Here is a 23,343-nt window from a genome sequence, read left to right on the forward strand (position 1 = left end):
CCCGTCGCACCCTTACCCTCGCATAACCTGCACAGTTCAGTTGTAGTCCGACGCGGCGTCGATCAACGATTAGGCAGATGATGAGTCAAGAGATCAAAGCACGGCCGGACTCCCCCGGCGAGCCGAATTCAGAACCCAAAACCAGAGTCAACAAGACGGTCTTTATCGGCTCGGCCGTCGGCATTCTGGCAATCACCGTCTGGGCCATCGTCGCCCCGGTAAACGCCGCAGCAGTCATTGGCACCCTGGTCACCTGGGTGTCAGTCAACATGGGCTGGTATTACTTCCTGATCGTCACCCTCGTGGTCATTTTCGTCCTGGTCGCGGCGCTTTCCAGAGTCGGGAAGGTCAGGCTCGGGCCGGACCACTCCAAACCACAGTTCAGCATGTTCACCTGGGCTTCGATGCTGTTCGCCGCCGGCATTGGCATCGACCTGATGTTTTTCTCGGTGGCTGAGCCAATCACCCAGTACCTTGCACCGCCCCAGGGCTCGGGTGAAACAGTTGAAGCCGCGCGACAGGCTATGGTCTGGACCCTCTTCCACTACGGGATTACCGGCTGGGCACTGTATGCCCTGATGGGTCTGGCTCTTGGCTTTTTTGCCTACCGCCACAATCTGCCCCTCAGCATCCGTTCGGCGCTGTACCCCATCTTCGGGAAGAAGGTGGAAGGCCCAATCGGACACACCGTGGATATTGCAGCGCTGCTCGGCACCATTTTCGGCATCGCCACGTCCCTGGGCATCGGCGTCGTGCAGCTCAATTACGGGCTGACCCTCATGTTCGGGCTGCCGGAAAACCTCGCAGTCCAGATCGGTCTCATCGCCGTCGCCGTCGTGATGGCAGTGGTTTCAACGGTGTCGGGGGTCGAAAAGGGCATCAGACGCCTGTCCGAGCTGAACGTGCTGCTGGCCGCCGCCCTCATGCTGTTCATCCTCGTCGCCGGCAAGACCAGTTTCCTGCTGGACGGGATCATCCAGAACACCGGCGACGTCCTCAGCCAGTTCCCCGGCATGACCATGGATACGTTCGCCTATGACCGTCCCGACGAGTGGTTGAGCTGGTGGACGCTGTTCTTCTGGGCCTGGTGGATCGCCTGGGCACCCTTCGTCGGACTCTTCCTGGCACGCATTTCCCGAGGCCGCACCATCAGGCAGTTCGTCCTGGGCGTGATGATCGTGCCGTTCACGTTCATCCTGCTGTGGATCTCGATCTTCGGTAACAGCGCACTGGACATTGTGATGGGCGGCAACGCCGAGTTCGGCGAAGTGGGGATGAACAATCCGGAGCGGGCCTTCTACGGACTGCTGGAACAGTATCCAATGGCTCCGCTGATCATCGCGATTGCTACCTTCACGGGTCTGCTCTTCTACGTCACCAGCGCCGATTCCGGTGCGCTGGTGATGGCCAACTTCACCTCCCACCTCAAGGACGCCAACTCCGACGGCCCGAAGTGGCTCCGGGTGTTCTGGGCGCTGGTGACCGGTGCACTCACCCTCGCCATGCTGTCCGTCGGCGGGGTCCTGACCCTCCAAAACGCGACGGTGGTAATGGGGCTGCCGCTTTCCATCCTGCTGCTGTTCATCATGTACGGGCTTTACAAAGCTCTGAAAGTGGAAAGCTCACGGATGGATAGTTACCGGACTTCCCTACCGGGGATCATCTCCAGCAGATCCGGTAGCGAAGCCCGCGGTGGCCGCAGTTGGCGCCAACGACTCGCCCATGTCCTGACCTATCCGGGACGCAAACAGGCCCAACGGTTCATCGACGAGGTGGCCCTTCCCGCACTCCAGGAGGTTCACGATGAACTCGCCGCGCAGGGCGCCGACGTCACCCTGACCGCCGGCAACGCTGGTCCGGGTGGGGTTGGACAGGTAGACCTGTCGGTCAGCCTGGGCAGCGAACGGGCGTTCAAGTACCAGGTCTACCCCGTGCAGTACGACACTCCGTCCTATGCGCTGAGGAGCGCCTCGACGGCGGACAAGTACTACCGCATGGAAGTTTTCTCCCTCGAGGGAAGCAACGGGTACGACCTCCTGGGCTACACCAAGGAGCAGGTCATCACCGATGTACTGGATCACTACGAGACACATCTGGAATTCCTGCACAGCAACCGCGCCTCGCCCGGCAACACCGCAATCACCGAGGATCATTTGGCCTCGGACAACTGGGAATCCGATTTCACCAACCCCGAGGAGCGTTCATGAGTACCGCAACACTGTTTATTGATGGCACCTGGGTACCCGCTTCGGACGGTGGTACCCGGGAGATCCACTGCCCGGCTGACGGCGCACTGGTGGGCACGGTATCCGAAGGGACCGCCGACGACGCCGCTGCAGCCATCGCTGCCGCACGCTCGGCGTTCGACCGTGGCGAGTGGGCCGCCGTTCCCGCACCCGAGCGCGGTGACTTCCTGTTGAAGGTTGCTGCCCGCCTGCGGGAGCGCAAGGCCGAGTTTGCGCGCGCCGAAACCATGGATACGGGGAAGCGTCTGGTCGAGAGTGAGATCGACATGGATGACATCATTGGCTGCTTCACCTACTTCGGGAAGCTCGCCGGTCAGAACCAGGGCCGGCTGGTGGACCCCGGAAACGCCGCAGTGGTCAGCCGGATCGAGTACGAGCCGGTCGGCGTCTGCGCCCTGATCTCGCCCTGGAACTATCCGCTGCTGCAGTCCGCCTGGAAGATTGCCCCCGCGCTGGCGGCCGGCTGTACTTTCGTTCTCAAGCCCAGCGAGCTCACCCCCCACACCTGCATGCTCATGATGGACGTGCTGGACGAGCTCGGACTGCCCAAGGGGGTGGCAAACCTGGTGCTCGGCGCCGGGGCCACCGTCGGGGCGCCGCTCTCGGAGCACGCCGACGTCGACCTGGTCTCCTTCACCGGGGGGCTTGAAACCGGCAAACGGATTGCCGCAGCTGCATCGGCAACCGTCAAGAAGGTGGCACTGGAACTCGGGGGCAAGAATCCCAACATCATCTTCGCCGACGCCGACTTTGACGCTGCCCTGGACAACGCGCTGAACGCTGCGTTTGTGCACTCGGGACAGGTGTGCTCGGCCGGTGCCCGGCTGATCGTCGAAGAACCAATCGCTGAACGCTTCGTCGATGAACTGGTGCGGCGCGCACAGTTGATCAAGCTCGGCGGTCCCTTCGATGAGAACGCAGAAACCGGTCCGTTGATCTCCGCGGCTCACCGTGACAAGGTCACCAGCTACGTCGACAAGGGCGTCACTGAGGGGGCGCGGCTGCGCTGCGGCGGCACCTGGGGCACCGGGGACCTGGAAAAGGGCTTCTACTACACCCCGACGGTGCTCGACCAGGTCAAGCGGGGCATGTCGGTGGTAGTCGATGAGGCCTTCGGCCCGGTGGTGACTGTCGAGACGTTCAACGGTGAGGAGGAGGCCGTGGCGATCGGCAATGACACCCATTACGGTCTCGCCGGAGCGGTCTGGAGCCAGGACGCAGGGAAGTCCCAGCGGATCGCCAGGCGCCTGCGCCACGGCACCATTTGGATCAACGACTTCCACCCCTACCTGCCGCAGGCCGAGTGGGGCGGGTTCGGGCAGTCAGGTGTCGGACGTGAACTCGGGCCGACCGGCCTGTCCGAATACCAGGAGGCCAAGCACATTTACCACAACATCGATCCGCAGGTCACCGGCTGGTTTGCGGACCGTAAAGAGGAGCAGTAACCGTGTCTGATCAAATAGCAGCGACTGGCCACTTCGAGAAGACAGCATTCGATTACATCGTCGTGGGTGGCGGTTCGGCTGGCGCCGCCGTCGCGGCCCGCCTGAGCGAGGACCCGACCGTACAGGTAGCGCTGGTCGAGGCGGGCCCCGACGACCGGGGTGTTGACCAGATCCTCCGCCTTGACCGGTGGATGGAACTGCTGGAATCCGGATACGACTGGGACTACCCCATCGAGCCGCAGGAAAACGGCAACTCCTTCATGCGGCATGCCCGCGCCAAGGTGATGGGCGGCTGCTCCAGCCACAACTCCTGTATCGCCTTCTGGGCGCCCCGGGAGGACATCGATGAGTGGGAAACGAAGTTCGGGGCGGAGGGTTGGAACTCCGATACCGCCTATGCCCTCTACCAGCGGCTGGAAACCAACGAGGACGCCGGTCCGGACGCTCCGCACCACGGTGATGCGGGACCCGTGCACCTGATGAACATTCCGGCGTCGGACCCTTCGGGCAAGGCACTGCTTGACGCCTGTGAACAGGCTGGTATCCCACGGGTCCACTTCAACACGGGTGCGACGGTGATCAATGGTGCCAGTTTCTTCCAGATCAACCGGCAGGCCGACGGCACCCGCGCTTCGTCCTCGGTGTCGTATATCCACCCGATCATGGAACGGCCCAACTTCACCTTGCTTACCGGCCTGCGGGCGCGGGAACTGAGGTTCGACGCGGACAACCGGTGCACCGGCGTCGACGTCGTTGACTCCTCCTTCGGGCGGACCCACGCGCTCACCGCACGGTCAGAAGTGATCCTGTCGGCTGGAGCCATCGATTCTCCGAAAGTGCTCATGCTGTCGGGCATCGGCCCGGCGGAGCACCTCGCAGCGCACGGCATCGACGTCCGGGTGGACTCCCCCGGGGTGGGCGAACACCTCCAGGACCACCCTGAGGGTGTCATCCAGTGGGAAGCCAAGCAGCCGATGCCTGAAACGTCCACCCAGTGGTGGGAAATTGGTATCTTCACCACCACTGAAGACGGACTGGACCGGCCCGACCTGATGTTCCACTACGGTTCTGTACCCTTCGACATGCACACCCTGCGGCACGGGTACCCCACCACCGACAACGGGTTCTGCCTGACCCCGAATGTCACGCATGCCCGGTCACGCGGAACGGTCCGGTTGCGCAGCCGTGACTACCGGGACAAACCAATGGTGGATCCTCGCTATTTCACCGATCCCCACGACATGCGGGTGATGATCGCCGGTATCCGGAAGGCTCGGGACATTGTCGCCCAGCCGGCCATGGCGGAGTGGGCAGGACGTGAACTGTACCCGGGCGGGGACGTGCAGACTGATGACGAAATTGCCGACTATATCCGGAAAACCCACAACACTGTCTACCACCCCGCCGGTACGGTGCGGATGGGAGCCGTGGCCGATGAGCTGTCACCCCTTGACCCTCAGCTGCGGGTGAAAGGCGTGACCGGGCTGCGCGTCGCAGACGCATCGGTGATGCCGGAACTCACCACCGTGAACCCGAACATCACCACCATGATGATCGGCGAACGGTGCGCGGATCTGATCAGGCAGGCCCGGGCGGAGTAGGGCCACGCACGCTCCGGGCCGGGCTTCCCTCTAGCCGGTCCGGAGCGAGCTGGCGACCCGATTCCGGCCGGCCGCCTTCGCCGAGTACAGGGCGTCGTCGGCTTCCTTCAAAAGTTGTCCGCTGCTCACCGCATGGTCAGCGGTAAAGGTTGAGATCCCGGCGCTGATTGTCAGCACCCGCAACGGGTTGCCGGTATGCGCAATGGCCAGTGACTCAATCCCCGAGCGGATCCGCTCAACCGCAACCTCGGCATCGTGCGCGCCCTGATCGGGCAGGATCAGCAGGAATTCCTCGCCGCCGTACCGGTACACACCGTCGGTGTCCCGTGACAGCCGGGTGAGAGTCCTGGCTACCGCCTTCAGCGCTTCATCACCCGCCGGATGCCCCTGCAGATCATTGAAGCTCTTGAAGTAGTCGACGTCGCACAGCGCCAGGGAATACTGTCCGCCGTAGCGTTGGCTCCGGTTATGCAGGAGTTCGAGGTCTTCGGTGAGTTTCAACCGGTTGTCGACCCTGGTGAGCGGATCCGTTCTCGCCTGCCGGGTGAGTTCCTGCCGGTACTTTCCAAGCTGAGAATGCAGCGCGGTCACGCGGAGCGCCACCAGCAGTCGGGTGCGAAGCGTGAAGGAATCCAGCGGTTTGGTGACATAGTCGTCGGCGCCGGCTTCCATCCCCGCCAGCACGGCGTCCTGGGAGCCGAAAGACGTGAGCAAGACCAAGTAGGTGTAGGTGTCCTCCTCGGCGCTGCGAATTGCCTTACACAGTTCCAGCCCGTTCATGCCGGGCATCATCCAGTCGGTGACGACCACCTGGGGCTGATACCGCTGGAACAGGTCCCAGGCGGCGTCCCCGTTGGTTGCCGACAGGCACTCGTAGCCAGCCTGTTCCACCACGGCCTTGGCGACCATCAATGATCCCGGGTCGTCGTCGACCACCATCACCTTCACGGGGCTCCTCTCACGGAGTCGGCCAGGGCCAGGGAGACCAACTCCAGTTCTGCCGCCAGTTCTTCAATCCTTGCAGAGTGTGTCTCCGCGTCGGCAACCGCATCATTTTCGAGTTCGCCGCAGAGGGCCGCGACGCCGTCGGCGCCAATGTTGGCGGCAGCGCCCCTGAGCTTGTGCGCCGCGTCCCGCAGCCCTGTCCCCTGTTCGATTGCCCGTCTAAGCGCGGCCAGATCGGCTGGGACCCCTTCAAGGAAGGCGGCTGCTGCAGCGGGCAGCACTCCCCATCCGTCGGCTGCGCCGAGCCCGCGGAGTAGCTCCAGCCGGGCTGGATCCACCACCTGCCGCGGTGTGGCAGCGGGACCGGGTTCTGCTGCTGCTGCCGCGGGCGGCGACACTGGAAGGGTTGGCGCGCTGACCGCCGGCGCTGGCACGCCGGGGGTGTGCACCCAGCGCAGCAGAGTGGTCTGCAGCAGCGCCAGATCAACCGGTTTGGCGAGGTAGCCATCCATTCCCGCGGCGCGGCACCGTTCACGATCCTCGCTAAGCGCGCCAGCGGTCATGGCGATGATCGGCAGGTGCGCACCCTCACGGCTGCGGATGGCACGGGTAGCTTCGAACCCATCCATCACCGGCATGTGGCAGTCCATCAGGACCGCCGCGTAGGTTTCGTGGGAGGTAGCCTTCACCGCTTCGGCGCCGTCGCCCACCAGGTCCACCCGGTACCCCAGCTTCAGGAGCATCGATTCCGCGACCAGCTGGTTCACCGCATTGTCCTCAACCACCAGGATGCGTACATTCGGACCATCCTGGGCATCCTGTAGCTGGACGGTGCGGGAGTGGATGGCTTCCGCTACCGGTTCAGCGTCGGTGTGGGTCATCAAATGCATCAGCCGGTCGTAGAGCGCCGAGCTGCGAACCGGTTTAGTCAACCATTCAGACACTCCGGCAGCGGCGAGCCGGTCGCGGTCGATATGCCCGATGGAGGTGAGCAGGATCAACCGGGTGGCGGCCAGCTCGGGGTGGCTGCTGATTGCCTCAGCCAGGTCGATCCCGTTGATATCCGGCATACGCATGTCCAGCACCGCGATGTCGAAAGGCTCTCCGGCGTGGGCTGCTGCGGATAGCCGTTCCAGCGCCGCCTCACCGCTGTCGACGGCAGTTGCCTTCATCCGCCAGGACCCGAGCTGCGATTCGAGGACCAGCCGGTTGGTTGCGTTATCGTCGACCACCAGCACTTTCAGCTCGTCGAGCAGACTGGATTCGGGTGCTGCGGGGACCAGGGATCCTTCCAGCGGCAGCGTGAACCAGAAGGTGCTGCCAGCCCCCAGGGTGCTGTCGACCCCAATGGTCCCGCCCATCGCCTCAGTCAGCCGACGCGAAATGGCGAGGCCCAACCCCGCCCCCCCATACCTGCGGGTTGTTGAAGCATCGGCCTGCGCGAAGGATTCGAACAATCTCTCGTGGTCGGCGGCCTCCACCCCGATGCCCGTGTCCTGCACCTCAAACCGGATCCTTGGCCGTCCGTCACCGGATGCGTCGGCTGGGTCCTCGCGATACACCCGGATGGCGATCTCTCCGGCCGCGGTGAACTTCACCGCGTTCGAGAGCTGATTGAGCAACACCTGCCGGATCCGGCCGGCGTCGCCAATCAGCTGCGCTGGCACCTCGGGGAGGCAGTATGCAATCAGTTCCAGGTTCTTCTGCCGCGCACCCTCCGCGAGGAGGCCAGCGACCTCGTCGATGAGGGTGCGTGGGTCAAAGGATTCCATCTCCAGGTTGATCCGGCCGGCTTCGAGTTTCGAGAAGTCGAGGATGTCGTTGATCAGCAGCAGCAGGGACTCGCCGGCACCCTTGACACCCTGGGCATACTGCCGCTGGGTCGAATCCAGTGGCGTATCCAGCAACAACCCGGTCAGTCCGATCACCCCGTTCATGGGGGTCCGGATTTCGTGGCTCATGGTCGCCAGAAATTCGGATTTCAGCCGGGTCGCCTCGAGCGCGGCTTCCCGGGCATTGAGCAACTCGGTCTCCGCCGCGCGTCGTTCGCTGATGTCCTGAGCAATTGTCGCCAGCCCACGCATCACCCCATCCGTGAACACCGGGGATATGGTCATTGCGACCTGCACTACTGAGCCGTCGCTGCGTAAACGCTCCGTTTCGAAACTATGGCCCTCACCGCTGGCTGCCACGAGTGCCTGCGCGGCGTCATTCGCTGCATGTGCCGACGCCGGGACGAAGAAACCCTTGTCCCGGCCTATAGCGTCCGCCGCTGGATACCCGAAAACTCTTTCCGCACCGGGATTCCAGCTGACGATCTTGCCGTCGGGAGTGCAGCCGAAGATGGCGTCCGACGACGACGTCACGATCGCGCCGAGACCCTCCAGTTCCGCTGTGCGCGCGGCCACCTGATCCGCCAATCCGCGGGTCAGCGTGACGTTCTCAACGACGATCAGGACCTGGCGGATCACCAACAAGACAAGGGCGACGACGCCGATCCCCAGCTGGACCGGATACGTACCGTCGACTGCCGTATATCCGGCGACGACGATCGCAACCACCACTGGAGCGTAGGGGACCAGCTCCAGGGCGACGGCGTAGCGGTGCCGGTCGGCGCCAGTTCTTGGCCGGCGCGGCACCAGGGGTGCGACGGCGATCAGCGTGAAGGCCAGCATCCAGCCGATCGTGAGCGGCGATCCGGTGACGCCGGTGACGCCCTCGAACGTGAGCCGTACGTACACGCTGTCGGTGATGGCCAGCACCAGCAGGCCGCCGCCCATGCAGAACCACCGGAGCCGGTCGCCGACCGGCAGCCGAATCCCCAGCACGAGCACCAGGGAAATGATGATGACGTCCACCACCGGGTAGGAGGTAGCGGTGAGCTGGCCTTCGACCCCCTGGCTGGATGACCGGTGGGCGGGGCCGAGGACCGTCGCCCAGCTGATGAACAGGACGGTTGCTGCGATCACCCCACCGTCCAGCAGCGTATGGAGGCCGGACACCAGCGTTGCTGGCGGCCGGGGGAAGAAGAAGAGGGCGGCTGTTGCCGGTATGGCGTAGCCAATGAACCCAATGTCGGCTATCGAAGGAAAGGGATACAGGTGGTCGCGGGTCACCCCGAAATAGGTCCAGGCCGCCATGCCGCCGAACCAGACGAGCGTCGCCGTCGCCAGCAACCACCAGGCTTTGGCGGATTCCTTGTCGCGGCATGCGGCGACGGCGCAACTGACGGCGGCCGCCAGGCTGAAGAGGAGGAGGCTGATGTTCCCGACATGCTGGGCCAGATCTTCGCCGCTATTGGCGACCAGGTAGCTCCCAACGGCTGCTGCCACGGCCAGCCCAGCACCTGCCAGCCACCACAATCCCGCGCCCGCTTCCGTCGGCGAATACTGCTGGTCGTCAACGACGGAAGTGCCCACGGGGATCCTTTCAGAGCGGCTCGGCAGCTCCGTGCTTCGATAACTTCTAGTTACTCTAACCTCTGGTCGGGTGCTCCCCGGCACTTCGACCGCAGTGTCATTCGAATGTGACTGCCGGTGGGACCTCGACGACTCCGCGGGTACGTAATAATGACTCAATGGGGAACTTCACACGTCACACAGCTGTCCTGGCCGTTGCAGCGCTTGCCCTCGGTCTCACCGCCTGCACCGATGACCGTCCGACAGCGAACGACGCCGCCGCCGCCTTCGCCGAAGGCCTCAGCACCCTCGATGTCGCCGGCTCCGCGTTCACGACCGGGTCGGTGGAGACGGTCAATGCGGACCTTGCCGCCATCACCGCCGCCCTCGACCCGCTGACGCCGTCGGTCTCCGTCGGCGAGGTGGAGTCCGCTTCCGAAGACCAGGCCACCGCGCAGTTAAACCACGTGTGGGATGTGGATGAAAGCGATGAGGACTGGACCTACTCCACCACCGTCGAGCTGTCGCGAACCGACGACGTGTGGCAGGTGGTCTGGGATCCGGCTGTCGCAGTTGAGGGGTTGGCTGCCGGCGAAGTATTGGCGACCTCGTCGGTCCCGGCGGCCCGCGGTGACATCCTCGGCGCCGACGGTGAGGTGCTCGTGACTGACCGTCCGGTCCTCCGCATCGGTCTCGACAAAACCCAGCTCGAGGAAGAGCAGCTCGCAGGATCCGCGCAGGACCTCGCCGACCTTGTCGGAGTGGACCCATCGGCCTTCACCAGCCAGGTGGAGGGGGCGGGCCCGGAGGCTTTCGTGGAGGCGATTGTCCTGCGCGATGACGCCTCACGCACCATAACGGATGACGAGCTCGACGCCGTTCCCGGCGTCCTGGCCCTCCCTGACGAACTTGCCCTCGCCCCCACCCGTACCTTCGCCAGGGAGCTGCTGGGGTCGGTGGGCCAGGCCAGCGCGGAGCTGATTGAGCAGTCCGGCGCCGAGCTGGAAGCCGGGGACGTCACCGGGTTGTCCGGCCTGCAGCTGCAGCACAATGACCAGCTGGCCGGCACCCCCGGCCTGACCATCACGGCGACCCCCGCTGAGCCGGCCGACGGCGTCGAAGCCCGGCCCCTCTTCGAGAAGGATCCGGTGGCTGGTGAGCCCCTGAACATTACCGTTGATCAGTCGCTGCAGGCCCTTGCCGAAGAGGTGCTTGAGGAGGAACCGTCGGCGTCGGCAATCGTTGCAATGCGTCCCTCCACCGGTGAGATCCTCACGGTCGCCAATGGCCCCGGCAGTGCCGGTTTGCAGACCGCACTGTTGGGTCAGTACGCCCCCGGGTCGACGTTCAAGGTTGCCACCTCGCTGGCCTTGCTCCGCGAAGGGTTTACCCCGGAATCTTCCACCCAGTGCACCGAGGAACTGGTGGTCGATGGCCGGTCCTTCAACAACGCCAGCACTTACCCTGCAGCGTTCCTTGGCGATATCCCGCTGTTGCAGACCTTCGCCCAGTCCTGTAACACCGGTTTCATTGCCACCCGCGACGTTGTTTCGCAGGAAAAACTGGCGGCCGCCGCTGCAGATCTCGGCGTGGGGGTCGAAGCGTCGATCGGTATTCCAGCGTTCTTCGGTTCGGTGCCCGAAACTGCAGAAGGCACCGCCCACGCTGCGTCGATGATCGGCCAGGGGGAGGTCCTCGTTTCGCCCCTGGCCCTCGCCGTCATGACCGCGAGCGTGGGGGCAGGTGAGCGTGTTACCCCGACCCTGCTCGCCGCCGATCCGGCCGGGGATATCACCGGGGCCAACTCGTCGCCGTCGCCGGCGGGGACGCCCGGTGCACTCACCGTCGAGGAGGCGGGAACGCTGCAAACCCTGATGGCCGCCGTCGTGGCCGAAGGCGGCGCCACGGTGCTGGCCGATGTGCCGGGCGATCCGGTGCTCGCCAAGACCGGTACCGCCGAGTTTGGTAACGAGGACCCACCGCGGACCCACGCGTGGATCGTTGCGTTGCAGGGTGACCTCGCGGTCGCGGTGTTCGTGGAGGAAGGCGACCTGGGCTCTACATCCGGCGGGCCGCTGATGGCTGCTTTCCTGCGCGGCGCCGCGGAGTAGCTAGCGGAGCTGCGGGACCCTGGTACCGCGCGTCTCGACGATTTCCTTGCCAAGCGGTGTCAGCGAAACCGGGATCATCTTCAGGTTCGCGATGCCGAGCGGGATCCCAATGATGCTCATAAACATGGGAATGGCGGTCAGGACGTGCCCGATGGCCAGCCAGATGCCAGCGACAACAATCCAGATGACGTTGCCGAGCGTCGACAGGGTTGATGCTCGGCCGCCCCGGTCCACTATCGTGCGGCCGAAGGGCCAGATGGCGTAGGCGGCGATCCTGAAGGATGCAATGCCGAAGGGGATGGTCACGATCAGCAGGCAGCAAATCACACCGGCGAGGACGTATCCCAGGGCTAGCCAGATGCCGCCGAAAATCAGCCAGATGACGTTCAGTATTGCGTTCATGGTTTCAATCTTCCTTCATTGCGCACGTTGGGTCCATGGGCGGCCCTCCCGACAAACGAACAGTGCCCCTCCTGCATGGGGAAGGGCACTGTTTGTTTGTCGACGGTTCAGCGTCTACCAGCTAGGGCTGCCAGCTAGTTGCTGCGGCGATCGTTTGATGCAGGTGCAGTGGCACGGCGCGGCCCTGACGGGCGACGTCCGGCACCGGTCGACGGGGTGTGGTTGCGCTGGTTGCCTGGCTCCTGCTTGGCCCCTGATGTGCTGGAGCGGTGAGCGGACTTGCCCTGCGGAGCGACGTCGGCTGCCCGGGCGCCACTGGCGGGACGACGGGTGCGGTTACCGCCACCGTTGCCTGAACCGGCTGGACGGTCGTCGTCGCGACGGCGTGCGCCGCCGGTGGTTGCGCCAGCCGAAGCGCCGGTCTGGCCGCCGAAGCGGGCTCCGCGGGGCTGATCCTGCCGGCGGTCTGACCGGTTACCTGGCTCGGCTGCAACGCGTCCGCGTCCACCACGTCCACCGCGGCCACCCGTTGACGGTGCTGCCGTGCCGCGGCGCTTGCGCTGGGCATTGGCTCCAGTGGAGGCACCGCCCCCACGCTGTGCCTCGCGGGATGCGACCAACGACGCCCGGGTGCGGGGGTCAATCTTCTCCGCGACATCACCGATCAGCTTGCCGACCAGCGGTGAGGTGGCTTTCACGTTCTCGAAGGCGACGTCAACGCCTGCGGCGCGCATCAGCTTCTGCACCTCGGACTTCTGCTCCGGCAGGGTGATCGTGACGACGGTCCCTGACGAACCGGCGCGGGCGGTACGGCCCGAGCGGTGCAGGTATGCCTTGTGTTCGGTGGGTGGGTCCACGTGGACCACCAGTTCGACGTCGTCCACGTGCACACCGCGGGCGGCGACGTCGGTGGCGACCAGAACGCGCACGTCGCCGGAGGAGAACTCGGCGAGGTTCCGGTCACGGGCGTTCTGCGACAGGTTGCCGTGCAGATCGACGGCCGGGATGCCGGCATCGGTCAGGGTCTTGGCCAGTTTACGGGCGTGGTGCTTGGTACGCATGAAGAGCAGACGACGTCCGCTCCCTGAGGCGAGCTGAACGATCAGCTGCTTCTTCTGGGTCTGGTCGCCGACCAGCAGCACGTGGTGCTCCATGGTGGTCACCGAGGCCTGGGGGTCATCGACCGAGTGGGTCAAGGGGTTGGTCAGGTACCGCTGCACGAGCTTGTCCACGCCGTTGTCCAGGGTGGCCGAGAACAGCAGGCGCTGCCCTTCCTTGGGCGTGGTGTCCAGGAGCTTCTTCACGACGGGAAGGAAGCCCAGGTCAGCCATGTGGTCGGCCTCATCCAGGACGGTGATTTCCACGGCGTCGAGGGTGATGAGCTTCTGGCGCATCAGGTCCTCAAGACGGCCGGGGCAGGCGATGACGATGTCGACGCCGGCGCGGAGCGCCTTCTCCTGGCGGGCCTGGGAGACACCGCCGTAGATGACCGTGGTGTTCAGCCCGAGCACTGTGGCCAGCGGCTCAATGGTGGCGTTGATCTGGGTGGCGAGCTCGCGGGTCGGGGCGAGGACCAGGGCCAGGGGGCGACCGGGCTTCCGGCGGTAGGCGGCTTCCTGCTCGGCGAGCCGGGCCACCATGGGCAGCGCGAAGGCGAGGGTCTTACCGGAGCCGGTGCGGCCACGGCCAAGCACGTCGCGGCCAGCCAGGGTGTCCGGCAGGGTTTTGACCTGGATGGGGAACGGTTCGGTGATTCCCTGGGCAGTAAGGGTTTGGACCAGAGCCTTGGGCACACCGAGTGCAGCAAAAGTAGTCATGTAGGTACACGAACTTTCTTCTCATCTTCCCCACGAATCGGTTGACGCGAGGGGTTCGCCGAAGAAAAGTCAGACAGTGTCAACCGCGCTCACAATGTTGGGAGCTCAAATGCGGGACAAAAGAATGCGTTCATCGACGCAAGCTGCGATCGTTTTCCAGCACAGTTGAAGTGATCCCAACCGAGCCGACACGCAGACAAGTACCCCAACTCTATCAGCGAAAGCTGTCCTGAATTTGCCTTGGGGGCGGTTTGGCCGTGGACTGTGGGTGGAAGTGACTGACACCACAGCTATCGGGGGACCCATGACACACTCCGCTGAGACGGTACTCGCCGAAGCTCACGGCATCCAGGACGACCTGGTGCGCCTGCGCCACCGTCTGCACCAGGAGCCGGAGATCGGCCTGCAGCTGCCCCGCACCCAGGAGAAGGTGCTCGAGGCTCTTGACGGCCTGCCCTACGAAATCACCCTGGGCCGGGACACCACCTCGGTGACCGCTGTGCTCCGTGGCCAGGGCGCCTACTCGTCAGCCGACAAGCCGGTGGTCCTCCTGCGCGGAGACATGGATGCCCTGCCCGTCCAGGAGCAGACGGGAGTGGGGTACACCTCGACTATTGACGGGGCCATGCATGCGTGCGGCCACGACCTGCACACCTCGATGCTCGCCGGTGCCGCCACCCTCCTGGCCGAGCGTCGGGCTCAACTCGCCGGCGACGTCGTCCTCATGTTCCAGCCGGGAGAGGAAGGGTTCGACGGCGCAGGGGTGATGATCCGCGAGGGAGTGCTCGAGGTGGCCGGGCGGCTGCCCGACGCCGCATATGGGCTGCACGTCATGTCGGCGCTGGAATCCAATGGCCGGTTGGCGACGCGCCCCGGCACGCTGATGTCGGCGTCGGATGGGCTCTCGGTGACCGTGCATGGAGCCGGCGGGCACGGCTCCGCCCCGCATCTGGCGAAGGATCCCATCACCGCCGCAGCGGAGATGGTGACCGCCCTGCAGGTGATGATTACCCGGCAGTTCAACATGTTCGATCCGGTGGTGGTGACCGTTGGGGTGCTCAGGGCCGGCACCAAACGCAATGTGATCCCCGAGTCGGCCATGTTTGAGGCGACGGTCAGGACGTTCTCGGAGGCAAACCGGGAAAAGCTGCAGCACGTGATCCCGCGGCTTCTGGCGGGCATTGCCGCCGCCCACGGGGTTGAGGTGACCGTTGACTACTCGACCGAATATCCGTTGACCGTCACCGACGACGACGAGACGGTGCGGGCGGAATCGGTCGTCGCCGACCTGTTTGGCTCGGAACGGTACAGCAGAATGGCCCAGCCGCTGAGCGGATCGGAGGACTTCTCGCGGATCCTGGCAGCGGTACCGGGCAGTTTCGTCTTCCTGTCCGCGGCGACGCCCGGCTCCGATCCGCTGAAGAGTGCTTTCAACCATTCTCCGTATGCGACGTTCGACGACAATGTGCTGGGCGACGGTGCAGCCCTGTACACGCAGCTGGCGCTGGCGCGGATCGCCGAACTGGCCGCCGTCGTGAGCTGACTGAGGCCTCCGCTGCAGATACCGGCAGCCGCGCCCAATATGACTACCGCGGCTGCCGGAATCTGCGGCGCTGGCCGGTTCCTGCAGCGCTGGCCGGCCGGGTGCACCGCCCGGCGCGAGGTGCGCTGCCAGTGCTCCTCGCCTAGGGTGGAAATAACGACTAGAGGAGCACTCAATGAAAAAAGTCCTACTTGTACTGACCAGCGTTTCCGAACTCGGCGACACCGGCGAGAAGACCGGCTACAACGTGGCCGAGGCTGCTCACCCATGGAAGGTTTTCAAGGATTCGGGTCACTTCGTTGACTTCGCTTCCATCAAGGGTGGCGTCCCGCCCCGCGACGAGGTCGACACATCCGACCCGATCCAGGTGGCCTTCACCGAGGACGAGACCACCAAGGCCGGCCTGTACAACACGGCACGGGTCGACGTCGTTGATCCTTCGCAGTACGACGCCGTTTACCTGGTCGGCGGGCACGGCACCATGTGGGACTTCCCGGACAGCGAGGGTCTGCAGAAGCTTGTTGCCAGCGTGTACAACGCTGGCGGAGTGGTCGGAGCCGTTTGCCACGGCCCCGCCGGCCTGCTGAACGTAGAGCTGGAGAATGGCCTGCGCCTGATCGAAGGCAAGCGCGTTGCGGCGTTCACCAACGATGAGGAAGTCGCCGCCGACAAGGACAAGATCATTCCGTTCTTCCTTGCTGACCGCCTTGAGGAGCAGGGTGCCACCCATGTTTCGGCTGGTGTCTTCGAGGAGAAGGTCATTGTCGACGAGCGTCTGGTGACCGGCCAGAACCCGGCCTCCGCCGGTGGGGTTGCCAAGGAGATGGAGAAGCTCCTCGCGGAGGTCATCCACCAGGAGAAGGCCGAAGAGCAGGACGAGTCCGAGGCTCTGCGGGCCGAGAAGGACGCCGAGAAGGCGGCAGCGGCCGCGGCAGCCGAGTCGGACCACTAGGCTCCCTCATTTGGGGCCCCGCTTTCCTGGGGCCGCGTTTTCTAGGACGCGCCTGCTGAGAGTGTTGGATTGACCCGCTTGTGCGGGGTCGTTCTGACACTCACTGCGGGCGCGTTTCGTTCGCTTGGATACGCTTAGAACAATGAGCACTAACCCAGCAGCCCCCACTCCACCAGCCGAGCAGCACCTGTCCCAGCCGGTTTCCTTCGTCCGGAGGGGATCGCGCCTCCAAGGCCGGCGCCGCCAGGCGTGGGCGGAACTCGACGGCTTCGTGGTCGACGTCCCACGCAGCACCATGGCCGACACTTCAGTGGATCCCGAGTACCGGTTCGACGCCGCAGCCGAGTTCGACCGTGACGCACCCCTCGTCGTCGAAGTCGGTTCGGGCCTCGGCGAAGCGATCACCCACGCCGCCGAGCTGCAGCCGGACTTCAACTTCCTGGCGCTGGAAGTCTACAAACCGGGCCTCGCCCAGACCCTGCTGCGGATCGAGCAGAAGGGGCTCACCAACGTTCGGATCGCGCAGGCCAACGCTGCCGAGGCCCTCGCCACCATGCTGCCGGAAGGATCCGTCAGCGAACTCTGGGTATTCTTTCCCGACCCCTGGCACAAAACCCGCCACCGGAAGCGCCGCCTGGTCAAAGCGGACTTCGCCGACGTCGCGGCACGAGTGCTCGCACCGGGCGGCCTCTGGCGGCTGGCAACCGACTGGTCCGACTACGCCGTGCAGATGCGCGACGTCCTGGACGCGTCAGATGATTTCACCAACGCGCACGACGGCGAACGCACCGGCGCGGACAGCCCCCTCACCCAGGTGTGGGAAAGCGGGGTGGAACTGGTGGTCGGCGGAGCCCCGGTCAGGGAAGGGAAAGACCCCGTCAGCACCGGAAACACCGGAGTCAATGAGGGAATCGACACCCGCGGCGGGTGGGCCCCCCGCTTTGACGGCCGAATCCTCACCAGCTTCGAGAACAAGGCCCACGAGGCCGGCCGGATGATCTTTGACCTGACCTACCGTCGGGTTTAGGCGAGCGATGACCCCGCCCGCGACGTGGGACGGTCATGCAAAAGGGAGCCGAGCGTATAACCGGATGCTCTGGGCCCTGTTCTTCGCCGGAGTGGCTACCTTTTCCCAGCTGTACTCGGTGCAGAGCGTGCTCACGAGCATCGCCGACGGCTTCTCCATCTCGGCGGCGCAGGCAGCTCTCACCGTGTCTGCCGCCACCATCGGCCTCGCACTGGCGGTCATCCCCTGGTCCTGGGTAGCCGACCGGGCAGGCCGCAAACGCACCATGACCTGGGCCATCAGCGCCGCCGTCGCCTTCGGGCTGCTGGTTCCCCTGGCACCCACCTTTGAGCTGATGCTGGCGCTGCGGTTCCTGGAGGGCACAGCGCTCGGCGGCATCCCCGCCATCGCCCTGGTGTACCTCAACGAGGAGGTGCAGCGGTTACACGCCGCCGTCGCCGCGGGGACGTATGTTGCGGGGACCACCATCGGTGGGCTGTCCGGGCGGCTGGTGGCGGGCCCGGTGGCGGACCTGTTCGATTGGCGCGCCGGTGTACTGGCCGCAAGCCTCATGGCAGCGCTGGCGGCCGTGGCCTTCGTGTGGCTGGCCCCCGCGCCGCGGCGATTCACCCCCGTGGTCAGGGGGATCGGACCGAAGCTGTCTGAACGGATCGTCCACAACCTCAGGTCGCCGAGGCAGCTCGGCCTCTATGCCCAGGGATTTTTGCTGATGGGCGGGTTCGTCGCGGTGTACAACTACCTCGGCTTCCGGCTTGAGCTCCCGCCGTTCGGCCTCCCCGTCGCGGTGATCAGCCTGCTGTTCCTCGCCTACCTGGCCGGAACCGTCACCTCCCGGGTGGCCGGAACCCTGGCCGTCCGGTTTGGCCGGCTTCGGGTGATGCTGGCCGGGATCCCGGTGATAGTCATCGGCCTGCTGATCACGCTCACCGATTCGCTGCCCCTGATTGTCGTAGGTCTGGTGATTTTCACGGGCGGGTTCTTCACCGTTCACGCGGTGGCTGCCGGGTGGACGCCACGACTTGCTGCGCTGGGCAGCGCCCAGGCGTCGAGCCTCTACAACTTCTTCTACTACGCCGGTTCCAGCCTGATTGGCTGGATCGGGGGATTCTTCTTCGGCGGTTTTGGCTGGGCTGGCGTTGTTCTCTTTGCCAGCGCGCTGGCGGTCGTTGCCGGCCTGCTCGCGGCGTCGACCCTCCGCGGCGCGCCAAACCACTAGCCCACCAGATCATCCCGCCCCCCCTCTTGCGCACAGACTGGTTTGCGTGACAACCTAGTTTGCATAATCGGTTAGCGCGTAGTCCAGACCAAGGGGAACCAAATGATTACTCAAGCACCCGACGGCGATCAGCCGCTCGATCTCCACAACGCTCTTCGCGTGGTGAAGAGCGCCGAAGACACTGCTCGTCGTGAGCTCCGCGGCAATGAAGCCCTGCTGTATCTGGTCTGGGGGCTTTCCTGGCTGCTGGGTTTCGGCACCCTGCATGGCTCCCGCTTCGGCTGGCTACCGCTCAGTCATGAGCCCGCGCTAGCCATCTTCTGCGTCTTCCTGGCGGGCGCCGCGGTGGAAACTGTCCGCTGTCGTCAGCAAAGGCAGCAGACCCATGCCTGAGCTGGACCCCATCATCCATGCCGAGGCCCGCCTGCGAGCCATCACCACTCTCAACGAAGTCGGCGAGCGGGACCGCATTGCCTTCACCAAGCTGCGCAAGATCCTGGACATGACAGCGGGCAATCTGTCGACCCACCTGCGCAAGCTCGAGGAGGCGGGGTATGTGGAGATCACCAAGACCATTGAGGGGCGCACTCCCGCCACCTATGTCGCTATCACCGTCAAGGGTAAGGCGGCTTTTGCCGACTACCGGAAGGCCCTGCAGGACCTCCTCGCAGGACTCTCCTGATCATTCGACAGGAGTCACAGTGACCCGCTTTTCCTGACGCGCGGGTGGAATACCAGCGGCAATACCGGTTGGGAATTGCCGGCTGGCGTGTGGCACAGGTCTCACGGTAAACGTTTTGGTCTACAGTGATCTGTACGAAGCGCATTGAGGGGAGCAACCGTGGCGTCTAGTGATGCTTTCGTCAAGCCTGTCGGAATCGAGGATGTTGCTCGAGCGGCCTCCGTGTCGATCACGACCGTCTCTCACGCCTTGAGCGGCAGGGGCAAGGTTGCTGAATCCACCCGGAAGCGCGTGCTGGAGGTCTCCCGCGAACTGGGCTATGCCCCGAACCGGATGGCCAGCGGGTTGAGGAGCAGGCGTTCACAAATCGTCGGCCTGGTATCCGACGACATTGCTACTACACCGTTTGCCACCGGTGTTGTCCTTGGCGCCCAGGATGCCGCGTCAGAGCGCGGCCAGCTTCTGGTGGTCGTGAACTCAAATCGCGATAGTGACATTGAATCAAAACAACTTGCCGCGCTCCTGGCCGCCCAGATTGACGCTGTCGTCTATGCACGAATGTTCCATGAGGATTCCAGCGAATTACCTCCGGAGCTTGATCGAATCCCGTCGGTGCTGGTGGACACTACCGACAGCCGCGGGGAGCTTCGCTCAGTGGTTCCCGATGAGGAGCAGATCGGTCGGCTGGCTACCGAAACCCTCCTGTCCGCTGGCCACACTGCCATCGCTCACCTCACGGTCACCGGGGCCGGGCGCGGCAAAACCGGGCGGGCAACGGGGTACGAGGCGGCGATGCGCGACGCCGGCCTGCAGCCCAGGGTCTTTACCGGCCAGGATACCGGCACCTCGGAATCAGGCCGTGTCGCCTTCACGCACATGATCGAGTCGGCTTCCCAAGATGTCACCGCTGTGTTCTGTTTCAACGATCCGATGGCGATGGGCGTGTATCAGGCGGCCATGAGAATGGGTGTGAGTATCCCCGCGGATCTTTCCTTCATCTCCGTGGACAATTTCGAGCCGGTCGCCGCGGCGCTACAGCCGGGCCTGACAACTGTCGAGTTACCCCATTACGGCATGGGGAGGTGGGCAGTTGATGCGGCGCTGGCGGAGATGACATCGGAGCGACCCGCTGCCCCGTTGGAGACCCGGCTGCCGGGCAAGCTGGTGACCCGAGAGTCGATTTCAGCGCCTCGCGTCGGGGACCTATTCCCGCGCTAGCCGATACACCGTCACGTCTGCACCCACAATGGTCCATGACTTCTCCAGCGCCGCCATCGGTGCGGCGAACACGCCGGCCCGCGAACAAACTTCGACCACGGGCCCGTCGACGATGATGCGAATGTCGCCCGCCCACGGGAAGCTGTATTTCTCATTCTGCAAACAGACCGCGAGATGAGTTGAACCGCGCTCGAAGGAGAGCACCGCGGCATGGTCCTGCCTGATTTCGAAATGGTTCTCAGCCGATGCAGGCCAGAGGATGTCGTACGCCGAACCAGGTAATATCTCCGATCGACGTCTGTCGGGGATTTGATAGTTATCAAGATCGGGATGGGGTGTGAGCATCAACGAATCATCCTCGATCGAAATGCGATACGGAATCGAGTGAGCACCCATCCACTCCGTGCCGGCAATCTCACGGAGCCAGAACATCATGCAGGGCTTGCCCTCGGCGTCCTGGAACGTTGTTGCCGCGTACGGCGAGGGCCCGTAGCTGAGTCGCCGCCAGGTGCGCACGGTGAAGGCGCCGTCGGCGAAGTTACCGAGGGCGTAGACGACGTCGACGAGGACGTCGTCATCCCACACGGAGACGATGAGCGCATGCTGCCCATCAATTTCCACGATCTGGGGGCACTCCCACATGGCTCCGCTCCATAGCGGACGGTTTTCATTCGTCGAACGGCTGAGTACAGGGCCATCCTCGCGCCAGGTGACACCGTCAGTGGACGAATATCCCAGGGCGCCAGCCCGGCCATCCGCGAAGGCGGCACCAACAATCATGTGCCAGCCGTCAGCTGAGCGGATGAAGGACGGATCCCGGAAAGCACTCAGACTCTCCACCACCGGCGGGGACAGCACGATAGGACCCTTTTGCCACTCAATCCAGTCATCGTCAAGGGGGGTCGCCGTCCGCACCGCACCCAGCGCCGGATGGTCACTGGTCACTGACGTATAGAAAATTGTCGGGGTTCCTGCTGCGTCGATGATGAGCGAGCCGGACCAGACACCGTCGTCTCCTTCCCCGGGCACCAGGGCAGGCTTCAGTTCCTCGAGGGAGAACAGGTCCGGGCCGCTGGCGTGGCCCCAGGAACACCCCAGCCCCCAGGCCGTTTGCCCAGGAACATACTGGAAGAAATGGTGGTACCGGCCGTTGGCGAAGGTGATCGCATGGGGATCGTTGATCCACCCCTGCGAGGTGAAATGAAACTGTGGACGCGGCGGCGCAGGGGCAGGTTCCATGGTTCTCCAATCGTTATGTTCCTGAGACCTAAAACGTTTTGTCTTCCAGTGTGATTTTGGTTACAGTCGTTCAACACCAAACGTTTTGGTTATAGTACTCGTCATTGAAAGGACGAAGCGATGAAGCTTCCTAATAAGATCGCCGGCTCACTGACTGTCGCAATAGCGCTCGCCCTCACCGGTTGCTCCGGCGGCGGCGGCGAGGATGGCGGTGGCGACGCCAAAGAAATCACGATTCTGGGCGCGTTCACCGATGTGCAGGCCGCAGCGTTCCAGGCGGATCTCGACAAATGGTCGGAAACGTCTGGCGTCAAGGTCACCTACGACGGCAACACCGACTTCCAGACGGCCGTCGTCTCGCGTGCCAGTGCCGGAAACCCACCCGATATCGCGATCTACCCCCAGCCCGGCGTCCTCAAGAGCCAGACCAACACCCTGTACGCGCTTGAGGACCTTGGCATAGACGTCGCCGCGATTACGGCCGACCAGGCAAACGGACTGGGCACTATCGCCCAGGTTGACGGGAAGACCTACGCGCTGCCCTACTCCATCAACGTCAAGTCACTTGTCTGGTACAACCCGAGTGCCTTCGAAGCAGCAGGCCTCAGCATCCCCAGCACGGATGCGGAATTGACCGAACTGCAGTCCACCATCATCGATGAGGATCTCGGTTCGCCCTGGTGCGTGGGGATGGAATCGGGTGCTGCCACCGGCTGGGTTGCAACAGACTGGCTAGAAGAATACGTGCTGCGCTACGGCGGCCTCGAGCAGTACAACGCCTGGATTGCAGGCGACGTGACCTTCGACAGCGATCTCGTGAAGCAGGCCGGCGAAAAGGTGGCCAGCCAACTGCTGGAAGAGGGAAAGATCAACGGCGGCGGTCCCGCTGCTGCGACGACATCCTTCCAAACCGCCGGCAACCAGCTCTTCGCTGATGGCAAGGACAACGGCCAGTGCTTCATGATGCGTCAGGGTTCATTTATTTCTGACTTCTTCCCCGATGAAATCAAATCCCAGATCGAAGCGGGCGACCTGTCCAACATCGACTTCTTCCAGCTCCCCTCCCCCGAAGGCACCGATGCAGCGATGCTTGGTGGTGGAGACCTCGTCGGAGCGTTCACCGACTCAGATGAAACCAAGCAGGTCATCGAGTACCTCGTGGGCAAAGATTTCGGCACCAATGGATACGCCAGCCAGGCAATCTTCCTTTCCCCGCACAGTGACTTCGATGCCTCGAACTACACCTCGGAATTCCAGAAGAAGGCACAAGACCTCCTCGCCGAGTCGTCAGTCTTCGGCTTCGACGCCTCCGACCAGATGCCCGGAGAAGTTGGCGCAGGAACCGAATGGACCCAGCTGACCAACTGGTTCTCAGGCCAATCCTCCATGGAGGAAGCCTTCACCGCCATCGATGCCTCCTGGCCAGACCGATAACCACCTCCCAAGCGGCCGGGGGCCGATATCTGGTCCCCGGCCGCCTCGGCTCATCCTCGTAGAAACG

At 64.2% G+C, this 23,343-nt stretch carries 17 protein-coding genes; 12 read left to right on the plus strand and 5 right to left on the minus strand.

Features of this window, described 5'->3' with window-relative positions; all coding sequences use genetic code 11:
* Positions 1–77: 77 nt before the first annotated feature.
* Genes betT through ACX80T_RS06065 form a run of 3 tightly spaced genes read left to right on the plus strand, consistent with a single transcriptional unit; the run spans position 78 to position 5,292 of the window.
* Complete coding sequence (betT, locus tag ACX80T_RS06055; protein WP_116778400.1) at positions 78–2,207, plus strand: choline BCCT transporter BetT; 2,130 nt, start codon at positions 78–80, stop codon at positions 2,205–2,207.
* Positions 2,204–3,691: an aldehyde dehydrogenase family protein gene (locus ACX80T_RS06060; RefSeq protein ID WP_459303976.1), complete on the plus strand. Its 1,488-nt coding sequence runs from the start codon at positions 2,204–2,206 to the stop codon at positions 3,689–3,691. The genes betT and ACX80T_RS06060 overlap by 4 nt, the downstream gene beginning before the upstream one ends.
* A 2-nt stretch (positions 3,692–3,693) precedes the next feature.
* Positions 3,694–5,292, plus strand: coding sequence for a GMC family oxidoreductase (locus ACX80T_RS06065; RefSeq protein WP_019482185.1), 1,599 nt, complete (start codon positions 3,694–3,696; stop codon positions 5,290–5,292).
* Positions 5,293–5,322: 30 nt separating this feature from the next.
* Here ACX80T_RS06065 and ACX80T_RS06070 read toward each other — a convergent pair whose 3' ends face one another.
* Entirely contained in the window at positions 5,323–6,231 is a 909-nt protein-coding gene (locus ACX80T_RS06070; protein ID WP_459304038.1) for a GGDEF domain-containing response regulator, read from the minus strand.
* 5 nt (positions 6,232–6,236) lie between these two features.
* Positions 6,237–9,656 (minus strand): hybrid sensor histidine kinase/response regulator, encoded by a 3,420-nt coding sequence (locus ACX80T_RS06075; RefSeq protein WP_459303977.1) that lies wholly within the window; start codon positions 9,654–9,656, stop codon positions 6,237–6,239.
* A gap of 158 nt (positions 9,657–9,814) precedes the next feature.
* Here ACX80T_RS06075 and ACX80T_RS06080 point away from each other — a divergent pair, with 158 nt between their 5' ends.
* Positions 9,815–11,746: a penicillin-binding transpeptidase domain-containing protein gene (locus ACX80T_RS06080; protein ID WP_459303978.1), complete on the plus strand. Its 1,932-nt coding sequence runs from the start codon at positions 9,815–9,817 to the stop codon at positions 11,744–11,746.
* On the opposite strand, the gene ACX80T_RS06085 is transcribed toward ACX80T_RS06080, so the two are convergent.
* Both ACX80T_RS06085 and ACX80T_RS06090 read right to left on the minus strand, forming a co-directional pair.
* On the minus strand, positions 11,747–12,148 hold the full coding sequence (locus ACX80T_RS06085) for a YccF domain-containing protein (RefSeq protein ID WP_019482188.1): 402 nt from the start codon (positions 12,146–12,148) through the stop codon (positions 11,747–11,749). It lies immediately after the preceding gene.
* Positions 12,149–12,282: 134 nt separating this feature from the next.
* Positions 12,283–13,965 carry a DEAD/DEAH box helicase gene (locus tag ACX80T_RS06090; RefSeq protein WP_459303979.1) on the minus strand — a complete coding sequence of 561 codons (1,683 nt, stop codon included), beginning with the start codon at positions 13,963–13,965 and terminating at the stop codon, positions 12,283–12,285.
* 304 nt (positions 13,966–14,269) lie between these two features.
* Here ACX80T_RS06090 and ACX80T_RS06095 point away from each other — a divergent pair, with 304 nt between their 5' ends.
* The 7 genes from ACX80T_RS06095 to ACX80T_RS06125 all read left to right on the plus strand — a co-directional run bounded on the left by ACX80T_RS06095 (position 14,270) and on the right by ACX80T_RS06125 (position 20,603).
* Complete coding sequence (locus ACX80T_RS06095; protein WP_459303980.1) at positions 14,270–15,508, plus strand: M20 metallopeptidase family protein; 1,239 nt, start codon at positions 14,270–14,272, stop codon at positions 15,506–15,508.
* 175 nt (positions 15,509–15,683) lie between these two features.
* A complete protein-coding gene (locus ACX80T_RS06100) occupies positions 15,684–16,460 on the plus strand; it encodes a type 1 glutamine amidotransferase domain-containing protein (protein WP_459303981.1) in 777 nt (258 codons plus the stop codon).
* Positions 16,461–16,602: 142 nt separating this feature from the next.
* Positions 16,603–17,487 (plus strand): tRNA (guanosine(46)-N7)-methyltransferase TrmB, encoded by an 885-nt coding sequence (trmB, locus tag ACX80T_RS06105; protein WP_019482192.1) that lies wholly within the window; start codon positions 16,603–16,605, stop codon positions 17,485–17,487.
* Between the two features lie 64 nt (positions 17,488–17,551).
* A complete protein-coding gene (locus ACX80T_RS06110) occupies positions 17,552–18,703 on the plus strand; it encodes an MFS transporter (RefSeq protein WP_459303982.1) in 1,152 nt (383 codons plus the stop codon).
* Positions 18,704–18,805: 102 nt separating this feature from the next.
* Positions 18,806–19,096 (plus strand): hypothetical protein, encoded by a 291-nt coding sequence (locus ACX80T_RS06115; protein WP_459303983.1) that lies wholly within the window; start codon positions 18,806–18,808, stop codon positions 19,094–19,096.
* A complete protein-coding gene (locus ACX80T_RS06120) occupies positions 19,089–19,385 on the plus strand; it encodes a transcriptional regulator (protein WP_019482195.1) in 297 nt (98 codons plus the stop codon). Before ACX80T_RS06115 ends, ACX80T_RS06120 begins: the two co-directional genes overlap by 8 nt.
* Positions 19,386–19,544: 159 nt before the next feature.
* Positions 19,545–20,603 (plus strand): LacI family DNA-binding transcriptional regulator, encoded by a 1,059-nt coding sequence (locus tag ACX80T_RS06125; RefSeq protein WP_459303984.1) that lies wholly within the window; start codon positions 19,545–19,547, stop codon positions 20,601–20,603.
* Here ACX80T_RS06125 and ACX80T_RS06130 read toward each other — a convergent pair.
* The gene (locus tag ACX80T_RS06130; RefSeq protein ID WP_459303985.1) at positions 20,589–21,842 is read right to left on the minus strand and encodes a glycoside hydrolase family 32 protein; all 1,254 of its coding nucleotides are present in this window, start codon (positions 21,840–21,842) and stop codon (positions 20,589–20,591) included. The genes ACX80T_RS06125 and ACX80T_RS06130 overlap by 15 nt on opposite strands.
* A gap of 120 nt (positions 21,843–21,962) precedes the next feature.
* On the opposite strand from ACX80T_RS06130, the gene ACX80T_RS06135 reads away from it, so the two are divergent.
* Positions 21,963–23,276, plus strand: a complete 1,314-nt coding sequence (locus ACX80T_RS06135; RefSeq protein WP_459303986.1) for an ABC transporter substrate-binding protein — start codon at positions 21,963–21,965, stop codon at positions 23,274–23,276.
* Positions 23,277–23,343 lie beyond the last annotated feature (67 nt).

The sequence above is a fragment of the Arthrobacter sp. Sr33 genome, assembly GCF_054511195.1.

Coding starts and splice junctions, on each gene's coding strand:
- betT (WP_116778400.1), top strand. CDS start 78: ATGATGAGTCAAGAGATCAAAGCACGGCCGGACTCCCCCGGCGAGCCG.
- ACX80T_RS06060 (WP_459303976.1), top strand. CDS start 2,204: ATGAGTACCGCAACACTGTTTATTGATGGCACCTGGGTACCCGCTTCG.
- ACX80T_RS06070 (WP_459304038.1), bottom strand. CDS start 6,231: ATGGTGGTCGACGACGACCCGGGATCATTGATGGTCGCCAAGGCCGTG.
- ACX80T_RS06080 (WP_459303978.1), top strand. CDS start 9,815: ATGGGGAACTTCACACGTCACACAGCTGTCCTGGCCGTTGCAGCGCTT.
- ACX80T_RS06085 (WP_019482188.1), bottom strand. CDS start 12,148: ATGAACGCAATACTGAACGTCATCTGGCTGATTTTCGGCGGCATCTGG.
- ACX80T_RS06090 (WP_459303979.1), bottom strand. CDS start 13,965: ATGACTACTTTTGCTGCACTCGGTGTGCCCAAGGCTCTGGTCCAAACC.
- ACX80T_RS06095 (WP_459303980.1), top strand. CDS start 14,270: ATGACACACTCCGCTGAGACGGTACTCGCCGAAGCTCACGGCATCCAG.
- ACX80T_RS06100 (WP_459303981.1), top strand. CDS start 15,684: ATGAAAAAAGTCCTACTTGTACTGACCAGCGTTTCCGAACTCGGCGAC.
- trmB (WP_019482192.1), top strand. CDS start 16,603: ATGAGCACTAACCCAGCAGCCCCCACTCCACCAGCCGAGCAGCACCTG.
- ACX80T_RS06110 (WP_459303982.1), top strand. CDS start 17,552: ATGCTCTGGGCCCTGTTCTTCGCCGGAGTGGCTACCTTTTCCCAGCTG.
- ACX80T_RS06115 (WP_459303983.1), top strand. CDS start 18,806: ATGATTACTCAAGCACCCGACGGCGATCAGCCGCTCGATCTCCACAAC.
- ACX80T_RS06120 (WP_019482195.1), top strand. CDS start 19,089: ATGCCTGAGCTGGACCCCATCATCCATGCCGAGGCCCGCCTGCGAGCC.
- ACX80T_RS06130 (WP_459303985.1), bottom strand. CDS start 21,842: ATGGAACCTGCCCCTGCGCCGCCGCGTCCACAGTTTCATTTCACCTCG.
- ACX80T_RS06135 (WP_459303986.1), top strand. CDS start 21,963: ATGAAGCTTCCTAATAAGATCGCCGGCTCACTGACTGTCGCAATAGCG.